The organism is Solibacillus sp. GQ1 (assembly GCF_059758555.1).
Window position 1 is genome coordinate 1 of record NZ_JCAXEX010000002.1, and the last position, 12,831, is coordinate 12,831.

The 12,831-nt window shown below is 39.3% G+C and carries 13 protein-coding genes and 10 tRNA genes; 17 read left to right on the plus strand and 6 right to left on the minus strand.

From position 1 onward, the window contains the following. Positions 1-17: 17 nt before the first annotated feature. The 11 genes from AC6CH1_RS12350 to nagB all read left to right on the plus strand — a co-directional run bounded on the left by AC6CH1_RS12350 (position 18) and on the right by nagB (position 2,104). Positions 18-93: transfer RNA gene (locus AC6CH1_RS12350), tRNA-Phe, on the plus strand. Positions 94-100: 7 nt separating this feature from the next. Further along, positions 101-176: transfer RNA gene (locus AC6CH1_RS12355), tRNA-Thr, on the plus strand. Positions 177-182: 6 nt separating this feature from the next. Continuing rightward, positions 183-266, plus strand: a tRNA-Tyr gene (locus AC6CH1_RS12360). 10 nt (positions 267-276) lie between these two features. Next, positions 277-350, plus strand: a tRNA-Trp gene (locus AC6CH1_RS12365). 32 nt (positions 351-382) lie between these two features. Next, positions 383-458: transfer RNA gene (locus AC6CH1_RS12370), tRNA-His, on the plus strand. A gap of 39 nt (positions 459-497) precedes the next feature. Further along, positions 498-573, plus strand: a tRNA-His gene (locus AC6CH1_RS12375). A 22-nt stretch (positions 574-595) separates the two neighbouring features. Next, positions 596-670 (plus strand) — tRNA-Gln (locus tag AC6CH1_RS12380). Between the two features lie 11 nt (positions 671-681). Beyond that, positions 682-756 (plus strand) — tRNA-Gly (locus AC6CH1_RS12385). Positions 757-761: 5 nt separating this feature from the next. Next, positions 762-835 (plus strand) — tRNA-Cys (locus AC6CH1_RS12390). 44 nt (positions 836-879) lie between these two features. Further along, positions 880-960: transfer RNA gene (locus tag AC6CH1_RS12395), tRNA-Leu, on the plus strand. A gap of 412 nt (positions 961-1,372) precedes the next feature. After that, positions 1,373-2,104, plus strand: coding sequence for a glucosamine-6-phosphate deaminase (nagB, locus tag AC6CH1_RS12400; protein ID WP_498317793.1), 732 nt, complete (start codon positions 1,373-1,375; stop codon positions 2,102-2,104). 37 nt (positions 2,105-2,141) lie between these two features. On the opposite strand, the gene AC6CH1_RS12405 is transcribed toward nagB, so the two are convergent. Then, positions 2,142-3,020, minus strand: coding sequence for a DMT family transporter (locus AC6CH1_RS12405; protein WP_498317795.1), 879 nt, complete (start codon positions 3,018-3,020; stop codon positions 2,142-2,144). Positions 3,021-3,148: 128 nt separating this feature from the next. Here AC6CH1_RS12405 and AC6CH1_RS12410 point away from each other — a divergent pair, with 128 nt between their 5' ends. Next, complete coding sequence (locus AC6CH1_RS12410) at positions 3,149-4,060, plus strand: S66 peptidase family protein (RefSeq protein WP_498317797.1); 912 nt, start codon at positions 3,149-3,151, stop codon at positions 4,058-4,060. 229 nt (positions 4,061-4,289) lie between these two features. On the opposite strand, the gene AC6CH1_RS12415 is transcribed toward AC6CH1_RS12410, so the two are convergent. After that, on the minus strand, positions 4,290-4,799 hold the full coding sequence (locus AC6CH1_RS12415; protein WP_427713296.1) for a DIP1984 family protein: 510 nt from the start codon (positions 4,797-4,799) through the stop codon (positions 4,290-4,292). Positions 4,800-4,812: 13 nt separating this feature from the next. After that, entirely contained in the window at positions 4,813-5,502 is a 690-nt protein-coding gene (locus AC6CH1_RS12420; RefSeq protein WP_498317799.1) for a B3/B4 domain-containing protein, read from the minus strand. 99 nt (positions 5,503-5,601) lie between these two features. Between AC6CH1_RS12420 and queG the strand changes: the two genes are divergently transcribed. Continuing rightward, positions 5,602-6,735 carry a tRNA epoxyqueuosine(34) reductase QueG gene (gene queG / locus AC6CH1_RS12425; RefSeq protein ID WP_498317801.1) on the plus strand — a complete coding sequence of 378 codons (1,134 nt, stop codon included), beginning with the start codon at positions 5,602-5,604 and terminating at the stop codon, positions 6,733-6,735. A 16-nt stretch (positions 6,736-6,751) separates the two neighbouring features. Beyond that, the gene (trmL, locus tag AC6CH1_RS12430; RefSeq protein WP_251690440.1) at positions 6,752-7,225 is read left to right on the plus strand and encodes a tRNA (uridine(34)/cytosine(34)/5-carboxymethylaminomethyluridine(34)-2'-O)-methyltransferase TrmL; all 474 of its coding nucleotides are present in this window, start codon (positions 6,752-6,754) and stop codon (positions 7,223-7,225) included. A 38-nt stretch (positions 7,226-7,263) separates the two neighbouring features. Here trmL and AC6CH1_RS12435 read toward each other — a convergent pair whose 3' ends face one another. Together AC6CH1_RS12435 and AC6CH1_RS12440 are read right to left on the minus strand one after the other, a co-directional pair. Then, on the minus strand, positions 7,264-8,031 hold the full coding sequence (locus tag AC6CH1_RS12435) for a sporulation protein (RefSeq protein ID WP_251690439.1): 768 nt from the start codon (positions 8,029-8,031) through the stop codon (positions 7,264-7,266). Positions 8,032-8,139: 108 nt separating this feature from the next. Beyond that, entirely contained in the window at positions 8,140-9,027 is an 888-nt protein-coding gene (locus tag AC6CH1_RS12440) for a VOC family protein (protein WP_498317803.1), read from the minus strand. Positions 9,028-9,395: 368 nt separating this feature from the next. On the opposite strand from AC6CH1_RS12440, the gene AC6CH1_RS12445 reads away from it, so the two are divergent. Then, on the plus strand, positions 9,396-9,560 hold the full coding sequence (locus tag AC6CH1_RS12445) for a multidrug ABC transporter ATPase (protein WP_251690437.1): 165 nt from the start codon (positions 9,396-9,398) through the stop codon (positions 9,558-9,560). 46 nt (positions 9,561-9,606) lie between these two features. Here the strand turns inward: AC6CH1_RS12445 and AC6CH1_RS12450 are convergent, their stop codons facing one another. Further along, on the minus strand, positions 9,607-11,220 hold the full coding sequence (locus AC6CH1_RS12450) for a long-chain fatty acid--CoA ligase (protein WP_251690436.1): 1,614 nt from the start codon (positions 11,218-11,220) through the stop codon (positions 9,607-9,609). A 189-nt stretch (positions 11,221-11,409) separates the two neighbouring features. Here AC6CH1_RS12450 and AC6CH1_RS12455 point away from each other — a divergent pair, with 189 nt between their 5' ends. Further along, complete coding sequence (locus AC6CH1_RS12455; RefSeq protein ID WP_251690434.1) at positions 11,410-12,240, plus strand: aldo/keto reductase; 831 nt, start codon at positions 11,410-11,412, stop codon at positions 12,238-12,240. 29 nt (positions 12,241-12,269) lie between these two features. After that, on the plus strand, positions 12,270-12,818 hold the full coding sequence (locus tag AC6CH1_RS12460; protein ID WP_251690432.1) for an acyl dehydratase: 549 nt from the start codon (positions 12,270-12,272) through the stop codon (positions 12,816-12,818). Positions 12,819-12,831: the final 13 nt, after the last annotated feature.

Here is a 12,831-nt window from a genome sequence, read left to right on the forward strand (position 1 = left end):
TTTAAAAATTAAATTGTGGGTTTGTAGCTCAGTTGGTAGAGCATTAGATTGAAGCTCTAAGTGTCGGCGGTTCGATTCCGTCCAAACCCACCATATTTTTGCCGGTGTAGCTCAGTTGGTAGAGCAACTGACTTGTAATCAGTAGGTCGAGGGTTCGACTCCTTTCGCCGGCACCATTACCTGGAGGGGTAGCGAAGTGGCTAAACGCGGCGGACTGTAAATCCGCTCCTTAGGGTTCGGCGGTTCGAATCCGTCCCCCTCCACCATCCTTTTGATAGGGGCATAGTTTAAAGGTAGAACTACGGTCTCCAAAACCGTCAGTGTGGGTTCGATTCCTACTGCCCCTGCCAAATAACTTATAAATACTTAAAATAATATAGTGGCGGTTGTGGCGAAGTGGTTAACGCACCTGATTGTGGTTCAGGCATTCGTGGGTTCGATTCCCATCAGTCGCCCCATTTTTATTTAGGTTTAAGTATTAAAATTATATTATAGTGGCGGTTGTGGCGAAGTGGTTAACGCACCTGATTGTGGTTCAGGCATTCGTGGGTTCGATTCCCATCAGTCGCCCCATTCTATATAAAATTTAAATATTTGGGGTATAGCCAAGCGGTAAGGCAACGGATTTTGATTCCGTCATGCCCTGGTTCGAATCCAGGTACCCCAGCCATTTTTTTATTTGCGGAAGTAGTTCAGTGGTAGAACACCACCTTGCCAAGGTGGGGGTCGCGAGTTCGAACCTCGTCTTCCGCTCCAAATATGGCGGCATAGCCAAGTGGTAAGGCACAGGTCTGCAACACCTTTATCACCGGTTCAAATCCGGTTGCCGCCTCCATATTTTATTAAATCGGAAAACCCGATTTTTTTTTACCTTATTTTGCCGAGTTGGTGGAATGGCAGACACGACGGACTCAAAATCCGTTGCCGCGAGGCGTGTGGGTTCAAGTCCCACACTCGGTATCTAAAAAAAGACTTCACAGTTCATACTGTGAGGTCTTTTTTTATTTTTATAATCGATATATAAAGTCCCATAATCTTTTTAAAGAGCATAGAATAGATTATAGAATCCGACTTCAACAGTGTTATTTATAATTGAAATTAGGAAAGAATATATTTATAAATTCTTTTATATGATAATGAGAAAAATGAAGTCTGCGTACGGAATATTGGGAAATTAGTATTGGAGAATATTATATTATATACAAAGAAAATTAGTATTTTTTTCAGAAAATCCTGCACGTTTTTTCTGGCGTATTAAAATTATTTACTATAAAATTAACATAGTGATGTTAGGAATGAATTTAAAAAAACGTATTTTATTTAAGTGATCTATAAATTATGGAATATAGCGAGGAAGTAGGGAATTAAATAAATGAATGTAGCAACAAACTTTAAATGGATTGAAGCGGCGAACTATGATGAGATGAGTAAAATTGCCGCAACAATTTTTATAGACCAACTGAAAAAGAATAGTGAAACGGTATTAGGATTGGCTACTGGAGGTACTCCTGAAGGTTTTTATAAAGAGCTGGTAGCAGCATACAAAGCAGGCGAGGTCTCTTTTGCACAGGCCAAGTCCTTTAATTTGGATGAATATATCGGCATTAATCCGGCAAATGAATCGAGCTACCATTATTATATGGATCATCATCTGTTTAATCATATCGATATGAAACAGGTAAATATTAATTTACCTGCAGGCAATAAATCAAATTTAGAAAAGGCCGCTGCTGAATATGATGCGATGATTAAGGAAGCAGGAAATATTGATATCCAGCTTTTGGGAATTGGTGTAAATGGACATATTGGTTTTAATGAGCCGGGAACTCCCTTCGATTTAGGTACAAATATTGTAGAGCTTGCACAGTCTACACGTGAAGCGAACCAAGTTTATTTTGATTCAATTGATGATGTGCCGACACATGCTATTACAATGGGTATCAAAACAATTTTGAGTTCTAAAAAGATTGTATTATTAATTTCGGGTGCATCAAAACAAGAGGCCTTTGATTGTTTGCGCAGTGGGATAGTAACAGAAGACTTCCCTGCAAGCGCTCTGCACAACCATCAGGATGTGACCGTTATTTATACAGATGTAAAATAAAATAAAGGAGTGCATACAATATGCACTCCTTTTTATATTATTTCATCGTCGAAATAAATACCCCAGCAATAACAGCAATCCCACCGATTACTTGTGCAAGCAGGAGTTGCTCATTTAAAAACAGCACGGCAAAGATTGTAGCGAATAGTGGAATGAAGTTAAGGTAGATTCCTGCTTTGTTTGCACCTAAGGAGACAACTCCAGTGTTCCAGCTTAAAAAGGCAACAATTGAAGCAATGATCCCTACATAAATAATCGCCCCCATTGTCGAAGCGTTCCATACGATTGCTTGTGACGTTGTAAGTTGTTCATATACTGCAAACGGGAGTAACATAATGGCACCGATTACGATCGTCACTAAAAATGTAGAGTATCCGGGCAGTTTACCAGAGTACTTTTTAATGAGTAATGAGTAGACACTCCAGCACACTACCGCAACTAATACGATTAAGTCTCCTTTGTTAAATGAAAATGAAAACAGGCTTTGTACTGAACCCCCAGATATAATAAAGAGCACTCCGGCTAAAGACAGCAGCGTGCCGAGCAGTTGAAATTTTGTTAAACGTTCTTTTAAAAAGATGAAGCTCAGTATGTATATAATAATTGGTGTTGATGAATTCATTAATGATGCATTAATGGATGTCGTATAATGCAAGCCGATATAAACGAGCGTATTGAATGCAGCAACTCCTGTAAGTGCTAAAACAATGACGACGCCCCAATGCTGTCTCAGTGCAGACCATTCTTTTTTCGTACGTTGGTAAGCGATAGGGAAAAATACGAGAAAGGCGACTATCCATCGCAAAAAAGCAAGAGTAATCGGAGGAATATCTCCAGAAACAGCGCGTCCAATTACAAAGTTACCGCCCCATAATAAAGTAGCTAAAATGAGCAGTAGCGGTGGTGGAAATTTCATTATTGTACATCTCCTTATATTGGAAAAATGATTTTATCTATTATAGGGACAACCCCATGGAATTTGCAATGCGCTTTACATAAAACGCTATGATACAATAGCGACAGAAGTAAAAGGAGGTCATTAACATGAAAATTCGACCAGCAAGATTACAGCATGGCGATACTGTAGGATTAGTTAATTTAAGCAGTCCGCTTAAGACAGAATCATTAGGTGATAAATTAGCGCTTTTAGAAGAGCTTGGTTTAAAATATAAGCTTGGTAATACGGTACAGGATTATGAAGGCTATTTGGCAGGTTCCGATGAGGAGCGAATTAAAGATTTCCACCAGATGATTGTCGATCCAGAAGTGAAGGCAGTCTTTTTAGTGACGGGCGGCTATGGGGTCTCAAGAATTATCGATAAAATAAGTTACCCATTAATCGAGGACAATCCAAAAATTATTTGGGGCTTTTCTGATGTGACGGCTTTACATACTCAAGTAAACGAGTTTGCAAATTTAGTGACATTCCATGGCCCGATGATGTCCAGTCCAAAAGGGGAGCTGGATACTCTTTCTAAAAAGATGTTCCAACAGCTTTTCCAACCGATTGAAATTCAGTATACGGAAAGCATTTCTCCTCTTACGACAGTTGTACCGGGAGTTGTACGCGGAGAATTGATAGGCGGAAATTTAAACCGTATTGTCAGTACGCTAGGAACTAAATTTGAGATTGATGTACGTAATAAAATTTTACTTCTTGAAGACATAGGGGAAACAATTGAGCAAATTGATTTAATGCTGAACCAGTTGCGTCTTTCAAGAAAGCTGGAGCTTGCAGCAGGTTTTGCTATAGCAGATTTTAATATGCCGGATGATACATATAGCTATGAAGATGTATTGAAGGTAATAGAAGGGTATTTGAAGCCGTTTAACAAACCAGTATTAGCTGGTTTCAAAATTGGCCACTGCGAACCTAATATTGCGATTCCATTAGGTGTGGAAGTAATTTTGGATGCAGATGAAAAAGCATTAAGAATTTTACCAGGTGTAGAGTAAGAATTATATATAATTAAAAGCAAAGACACCTTTTCACAAATGTGAGCAGGTGTCTTTTAATAACGAGCGAGCAAAATTACTCTATAGTTTGTGTTAGCCTTTACTATGGTTGGTTATGAGTTAAAGGTAACATTGTAAACGGTAAAGAGTTATTGGTTTCACCAGTTGTTGGGAATGCCGAAGCATAATCGCTCGTTATTACCTAGTTTGGAGTCTCACCGCCCTAGGTTTAGAAATAATTGCTGTCATCAAATTCAATTTCAACTTGATAGTTTTTGGCATTAATTAAGTTGGAAAGGCGATGTGCCTCTTTTTCAAGCTCGTTTGCACGGTTTCGATATGTCATTGGATCATACAATGCTACGCGGTAAAGCATAGCATCACCGGAATTGTGGTAAAATGCTTCTTTTTCTTCTGAACCAAGGTTTTTACAAAATTGTGCTTCTGCGCGTAATTGGCTCGCCAGTTCAATCGCTTCGACAATAGGCATTTCCTCATCTTTAAATACAACCGTATTGTCGATGTTAGCTCGGTAGATTAGGGCATCAAGCTTACGTGAATCATAACGAAGCTCTTTTAGCTCTCCTTCAAGCATTTCAAGAGAATAGTCAGGTGTTTTTGGCTGTTCACCTTTCTCGATAATAACATGTGTTAATGAATGCACTTGCATTGTTCGTTCCTGTATTCTTTTCGTAATGATACTTTTCAGTTTTACTGCCTCAGCTAAGTTAATACTCAAATGATTCCACTCCTTAAAAATGAACTTTTGAATTTTCCTTTGATAGAATATGTACTTCATATTCGCCACCGCTAATTTGTGTAAACATGTTTCCTGCACTGCTCAATAGTTTAGTTGCTTCTTCTTCACTTAAGGAAGGGCGTAAATAAAAGATTTGCAGCGCATTTGTCGTAGCTTCTGTTACAGCCGTCCTTTTTGAATCAACAAAGGGACTGCCGAATGGGCCGAGCGCATCTTTTGAATGGATGATATTTTCCAATGAATTAAACCGTCCATTGATCCCCTCGTAGCCTGTCGATGCATTACCAACTTCGATTTCCACGTCCCCTTTAATAACATCTAAATCATATATGCCAACAGGAATCTCGTATTGCAGTGAAAAGAAGTTGTTTAAATCAACAGCCGAATGGAACGGTGCTAAATATTGCTGTTTAGCGATACGTCGCATTAAACTTTCGGCAGAGTGACGGTAACGGTTCGGATCACCGCCGAAAGCCTTCCAAAGCTGGCGCCACTCTTTAATACCAGGTCGTTCTGTCACAGGTGTTTCCTGTAATTCCAAATATAGATTTTCCTGATAAAGTTGTGTACGTCCTTTAATCATTTGAGGAGATTCTTCAACGATAATTTTGCTATAATGGATAAGGCCAATTTTTAATTGTTCATTTACAGAAAAAAGAGCTTCATTTATTGAAATAGTCATGTAGAACACCTTCTTACATTGTTTTTATGGAATAAATACTAAAATATGTAATGAGAAATAAATTTATATTTATTGTACCATTTGAAAGGAGCATGTGAAATGAAAGTACATCAACTTCAAGAAGATTTAGTGAAATATGCAGCATCCATTGGTGTTGATAAAATCGGATTTACAACCGCTGCTCCGTTTCATGAATTAAAGAATCGTCTACGTCGTCAGCAACAATTAGCATACCAATCAGGCTTTGAAGAAGCAAATGTAGAGCTGCGTACAGAGCCTTTAAAATTATTAGATGAAGCAGAAAGTATTATTGCGATTGCGATTGCGTATCCTTCACGCATGCAAGATGCCCCGCAAGGAAAGAAAGGGGAGCGTCGCGGCATTTTTTGCCGTGCTTCATGGGGAATTGATTATCATACAGCAGTTCGTGAACGTCTGCAGCTCATTGAAGCTTGGCTGCAGGAACGTGTGCCGAATGTAAAGGTAAAATCGATGGTAGATACCGGGGAACTGGTAGATCGTGCGGTTGCAGAACGAGCAGGAATCGGCTGGAGCGCCAAAAATTGCTCTATCATTACACCTGAATATGGTTCGTACGTCTATTTAGGCGAAATCATCACGAATATCCCGTTTGCTCCAGATACACCGATGGAAGATGAATGCGGGGACTGTACATTATGTATTGATGTATGTCCAACTGGAGCAATCGTTGCACCAGGGCAGCTGAATTCACAGCGTTGCATAGCTTTTTTAACTCAGACGAAAGGATTTTTGCCCGATGAGTTTCGTGCCAAAATCGGAAACCGTTTGTATGGCTGTGATACATGCCAGACAGTGTGTCCGAAAAATAAAGGAAAGCTAAACTGGATTCATGATGAATTCACGCCGGATCCTGAAATCGCAAAACCGTTACTTCAGCCGCTTTTATCGATTTCCAATAAGGAATTTAAAGCAAAGTTTGGACATGTATCCGGCTCATGGCGCGGCAAAAAGCCGATTCAGCGCAATGCCATTTTAGCGCTTGCCCACTTTAAAGAAGAAGCGGCAATGCCTGACTTAGTTCAAGTATTGCAAAAAGATGAACGCCCTGTATTAAGAGGGACGGCTGCATGGGCAATCGGAAAAATTGGAACAGATGGGGCAGAGGACATTTTATTGGCTGCCAGAAAAACAGAGCAGGATGAAGAAGTGCTGGCCGAGATTGAAAAAGGGCTGGCAATGTTAAATCATTAAGAGAGAAGGATCAGAAGTGCCAAACCATATTGTATTATATCAACCAGAAATCCCAGCAAATACAGGCAACATTGCCCGCACTTGTGCTGGAACGAATACATCATTACATTTAATCCGTCCATTAGGTTTTTCAACAGATGACAAAATGTTAAAGCGTGCTGGATTGGATTATTGGGAACATGTGAATGTCGTATACCATGATTCTTTAGAAGATTTTATCGAGTACAGTAAAGATGGCGATGTTTATTTAATTGAAACATATAGTGATGAGCCATTTACGACACATGATTTCAGAAATTCAGAACGTGACCTGTACTTTATGTTCGGAAGAGAAACGACAGGCTTGCCGAAAGAATTTGCAAAAGAACGTGCCGATATGTGTCTGCGCATACCGCAAAGCGACCATATCCGCTCGCTGAATTTATCAAATACAGCGGCAATTGTGATTTACGAAGTACTAAGACAGCAAAACTATCCAGGTTTAAAATAAAACAAGGCAAGAAGCGACTGATGCTTCTTGCCTTGTTATTATTTCATCTTCGTTTTTATCACTTGCTCAAGCTTTGCCTGGATATTGTCGTGTTCGGATAATGTGAGGCGGATGAAGCTTTCATCCATATCGAATGCTTCGGATAAAAAACCTCCAAGTCCGCGTGCACGTCGATCTACCTGCAATAAAATTTCGACTGAGTTTGGTGATTGATGTAAAAAGACAACTTCAAGTTCGTCTAGATACCGGCGATAAGTGTTGTTTGTTGGTGTAAACTCAAATTCCTGGACAATCGGTGTTTGGCGGCGTAAATAAGAAGGGGCTTGTTCGTTATCTACTTTACGCAACCGGAAACCCATGTTTTGAATCGCTGTTAACACACCATTCGCAAGACGGGTCGGCTGAATCTCGATAAAGTCTTTATCTTTAGGGTCTACCGCATTTTTAATATCTAAGCCGGTTTGAATCCATACACGCGAGTTGCCCGTCGTTACCGGAACAACAGGGGGCAGGGCGAATGAAAATGGGATTTGGCGTTTTTCTTCTGCCTGAATTGTAAATGGCTCATTTAATTTGTATTTGTGCAGCACCGCTACATCTTTAATCTTTTTATCATCAATTTCGCGGATAAAGTTTGTATGAAGTGTTAGATAGATTGCATCAACCTGCTGTTCCGTGCTACCCCCGATGATTTCGACAACACCTGAAATATTTTCATTTAACGTGTAAGTTGATTTGTGCAATTTTGTATCAACTTTTGCTGCTCCTATACCAACACTTGCTAAAACTTTATTAAATAGTGACAAATGAATTCCTCCGTTTATTGTAATTAGTTATGTATACGTAGGACAGAAAAGAAAGTTTCAAAAAGAGCCCGAAAAATTTTTCGGGCTCTTGCTTTAGGTTACCGGTAATTATTCACCGTCTAATGTAAATACGATGCGTAAACCGTTTGGATCGACTGTTGAGAATAACTGAGTACCACCGTGTGATGGTGCTTCTGCAAAGTTTTCAACGATGAATCCGTTATTTGTCAGGCTTTGTTTTACTTCTTCAGCATATTGCGCATCCTTTAACACGACAGTAAAGGATTTTAAGCCAACCATATCGTTCGTTGGAGCATGGCCGTTGTTGCTGTTCCAAGTGTTTAATCCGAAATGGTGGTGGTATTTTCCTGTTGATACGAACAATGCCTGTGCACCGTAACGAGTCACAACATTATAATCTAATACATTTGTATAAAACTGCTCCGATTTGTCCAGATTTACTACGGATAAGTGTACGTGCCCCATAACAGTGTCAGCAGGCAAACCGTTCCAGTTGCCGTCTGCAGCTGCTAAGATCGGCTGGAAATTCAGCTGTTCTGTCACCATATGCACTTGTTCGTCCTGATTCCAAGTCCATTCCGATTCATGACGATCGATATAAATTTCGATTCCGTTTCCATCCGGATCGTTCAAGTAAAGCGCTTCTGAAACATCATGGTCTGCAGCACCGAGACGAATATTCATGTTAACAAAATGCTGTACGATGTTTCCTAAGTCCTTGCGAGAGGGTAATAGTAATGCTAAGTGGTATAAACCTGCAAAGCCTTGTTTAAGTGGCTGCGCATTTTGTACTTCGACTAGTGATACTAAGCTTGTTTGTCCGTCTGCTGTTAAGTATGCTTCCGTTTCTGTTTGCTGTAATACTTTAAAGCCGATAACCGTTGTGTAGTATTCGATCGAACGTACTAAGTTAGAAACCTTTAATTGAACATGAGCTGGGTATAGATTAGGTTTTTTATGAAAATGTGTAGCCATAATATATGAACTCCCTTAATGGTTATTTTTTATAATCAACTTACTTTATGTAACTAATATAAAATATGCGACAATAAAAGTCAAATGAAAAAGACAATCGCTACTCGACGATTGTCCTTTACTGGAAAGCTAGTGGAATTATCTTTCTTTTGGGAATGGTTTGCTATCATAGCCAGCTGTGAAAATAGCGATTAAAAATGATATGCTGACACCAAGAATTAAAAGTAATTTCATGGAAGAATCCTCCTCATGTTTTAATTATCTCTTTTTTCAGTATAGCATAAATTATTTGAAGGAATACTTTATTTATGACAGAAATCAGTCAAAATTGGAAAAAAATAATACTAAATTAATTTGGAGGGATTTATATGAAAAGAGAAGAAATCGTTAATGGAAATATGGCGAATACGATGGATGAGCTGAAAATTCTCGGGAAGCAAATGGAGAATTTAAGAGATGGCGGACAACTGGAAGAAGCGGAACGCATTTCAGATCCGCAGCAATATGATGATGAAGAGGATGAAGGGAAATAAATAAATGTGCACTGAAATTTACGTTTCAGTGCACATTTTTTTTTCGTTAAATTTGAACCTTATAGTCTTTTAATTGTTCTCGTAATGTTGCTTTTAAAAATTTGCCGACAGAAGTTTTTGGAATTTCATTTAAAAATACGACATCATCCGGAAGCCACCATTTTGCAAAGTCCAGTTCGATTGACTCGATAAGCTCTTCTTTAGAGGCCGTTGCACCTTCTTTTAAAACGACACATGCCAGCGGACGCTCTTGCCACTTCGGATGGGGAACTGCAATTACGGCTGCCTCGAAAACAGCAGGATGTGACATAAGGGCATTTTCCAGATCAACGGACGAAATCCATTCTCCGCCGGATTTGATAAGATCCTTTGTACGATCGGTAAGTTTGATATAGCCTTCTTTTGTGTAGACCGCAATGTCACCTGTATAAAGCCAGCCATCTCGGAATGCTTCATTCGTCCGTTCATCGTTGTAGTATTCAGAGGCAATCCATGGACCGCGGACACGCAGTTCACCCATTGTTTTGCCATCCCATGGAACCGGGCCATTTTCATTCACAACTTCTGTTTCAATTAGCGAAACTGTCAAACCTTGAGAAACGCGGATATTTAACTGTTCATCTGCTGTATAGTCGTTCATATCGCTTGTTAGATGCGACATACTAACAAGTGGTGAAGTTTCCGTCATACCATAGGCGTTGATATACGGAACATCAAGTTTTTCATTGTAAGCTTGAATTAAGCCTTTTGGTGATGCGGAGCCACCTGAAATAATTAAACGGACAGATGAAAGGTCACGTGGATTTTTTTCCTGTTCAACCAGTGCGCCTAGCCAAATTGTAGGGACACCTGCTGTAATTGTGACCTTTTCTTGTTCAATCAAGTCCAGTATTAAACTTGGTGTCATCATTGGTCCTGGCAAAACGATATTGGAGCCGAAATTCAATGCAGCAAACGGGAAGCCCCATGCATTTGCATGGAACATCGGCACAACAGGAAGGGCAGTGTCACTTTCTTTTACTGCAAAGGATTCAGCTAGACCAAGTGCCAGGCTGTGAAGCACGATGCTTCGATGTGTATAGACGACACCTTTTGGCATACCTGTCGTTGCAGAAGTATAGCACATCCCAGCTGGCAGATTTTCGTCCAGATCAGTCGGGAACTCGTAATTTTCATCCGCTTCCTGTAGAAGCTGTTCGTAGCTGTATACATTCGGGAAACTGGATTGTGGAGCGCTTAATTCATCACCCATGACGATAATATGTTTAACCGTTTTCAAGTGGCCAAGAGCAGGTTCGACTAACGGGAATAAGTCGCTATCAATCAATAAAATTTCATCTTCGGCATGATTGATAATATAAACAATATGTTCAGGGGCAAGGCGGATATTAATCGTGTGTAAAATTGCACCGCCGCATGGAATCGCAAAATACGCTTCTAGGTGACGATGATGATTCCAGGCAAATGTGCCGACTTTTGTACCACGCTTCATCCCTAGCTTTGTCAGGGCATCCGCTAATCGGTGCGTTCTTTTTACATAGTCATTGAATGTAATGCGATGTGTTTTAGTGGGGCTTGTACGAGAGATGATTTGTTTGTTCGGGAAGTACCGCTGTGCACGCTTTAAAAATCCAGTCAAAACTAGTTGTGTATCCATCATAGTTTTTCAGCTCCTCAATGAGAATATATTATTATATATACTCCTGAAGTTGGAGGATTATTCTGTAAATAGTAATATACTAGATAACAAGTTCACAAGACTGTATATATTAACAAATACTAGCAATTAATAAACGATGAATAATTAGAATGTTATAATAAAGACAATCAAATTTAAGAGGTGAACAATATGAACTTACAATCAACGAAAAAGTTAATGAATGGCGCAGAAATGCCTTATTTAGGTTTAGGGGTTTATAAAATGACAGATCGTGATGAAACACTTCAAGCGATTGAAACAGCGCTGGATTTAGGCTACCGTGCAATCGATACAGCCGCGCTTTATTACAATGAAGAAGAAGTAGGGGAAGCAATTCGCCATTCTTCTGTACCGCGCGAGGACATCTTTGTTACAACAAAAGTTTGGAATAGCGACCAAGGGTATGACAATACATTACGTGCATTTGAAACATCATTGAAAAAGCTTGATATGGATTATGTGGACCTTTATTTAACACATTGGCCGGTTGAGGATAAATATGTAGATACGTACCGTGCAATTGAGCGCTTGTATAATGAGAAGCTTATCCGTGTACCTGGGGTATCCAATCATCATGAACATCATTTGAAAAAAATCATGGCAACTTGCAATGAAGCGCCAATGGTCAACCAAATCGAAGCACATCCGTATTTGTCCCAAGAACCGCTGCGCACATTTTGTGAACAGCAGCAGATTGCTGTAACAGCGTGGTCACCGCTAGGCCGCGGAAATGTTTTAAACGATGAAACGATTATTCGTATTGCAAATGAATATAATGTATCACCGGCACAAATCATTTTACGTTGGCATTTACAAAATGATGTCATCATCATTCCGAAATCTGTTACTGCTTCACGTATTAAAGAAAATAGTGAACTATATCATTTCGAATTAACAAATGAAACAATGCAGCAGTTAAATGCATTGAATCGCAATGAACGATTCGGGAAAGATCCGGATAATTTCAGTTTTGATTTCTAACATCGTTTTTACTTAGGGGGAGTGAAACTGTGTTTAAAAAATTTTCACCGAGTTTGTTTTTCTCAATGTCAGCAGTAACGGTTATAGTTGTTGCACCATTTTTTATGATATTCCATCCGATTTTTCAAAATGAGTTTTTTCAGTTTAATAAGTCGTCCGCTACATTTATTCCAAACCCTATTAATTTTAGACTTGTACTTGTAACAGGTTTGGTTTTGATTGTGATGTTTTGGCTTTTAGCGTACAGGCGTAATATGAAAGTTTATTTGATCGGTCTGTTACTCTTTATATTGAGTATTGGCATTGGTTATTTATCGACTCAAAATTATTTGTTGATTAGCCAGGAACAATTGGAACGTCACTATTTATTTGAGGAACAACAATATCGGTGGGAAGAATTCGATGAAGTTGTTTATGAATATGTGGTAGGCAGTAACAAGGGAGATATCACATTTACAACAAAAACAGGGGATCAGTTTGTTATTAAAGAAAAAGAATTGCACTCAACTGGTAGAAGCTTAATTTATCAACTTTCGCGAGAGAATGAAGTAACCTATATTGAGCGTGAAAAAAGATAAGAAACAGGCGTCC